1 protein-coding gene is annotated in these 440 nt (G+C 68.6%); it reads right to left on the bottom strand.

Annotated elements, in window-relative coordinates:
- The coding region (locus GWE18_RS42060; RefSeq protein WP_275191326.1) for an AMP-binding protein at positions 1–440 on the bottom strand (440 nt) is incomplete at both ends.

The raw sequence follows: 440 nt of genomic DNA, 5'->3' as shown, positions 1-440 counted from the left end.
CTTGCGGTCGAGCTTGCCGTTCACCGTCAGCGGCAGCCCCGATAGCCGCACGAACGCCGACGGCACCATGTAGTCCGGCAGCCGCGCACTTAAGTGCGCCCGCAAGGCGCCGGCCAGCCCGCCTCCATCGTCCTCGTCCGAGCCAGCCTCGTCCGAGCCCACCACATAGGCGACAAGGTGCTTGTCGCCGGACCGGTCCTGGCGCGCCACCACAACCGCATCGCGCACCCAGGCGTGCTCGCAAAGCCGTGCGGCGATCTCGCCCGGCTCGATGCGGAAGCCGCGGATCTTCACCTGGTCGTCGTTGCGGCCGAGGAACTCCAGATTGCCGTCGGGCAGATAGCGCGCCAGGTCGCCGGTCCGGTACAGCCGATCGCCGTCCACAAAGGGACTGGCGATGAACCGCTCCGCCGTCAGATCGGCACGGTTCAGATAGCCAC

The sequence above is a fragment of the Bradyrhizobium sp. CSA112 genome (genome assembly GCF_029051645.1).
Taxonomy (GTDB): domain Bacteria; phylum Pseudomonadota; class Alphaproteobacteria; order Rhizobiales; family Xanthobacteraceae; genus Bradyrhizobium.
The sequence above is the reverse complement of the archived record's forward strand: the minus strand, read 5'-3'. Positions and strand labels throughout refer to the sequence as shown.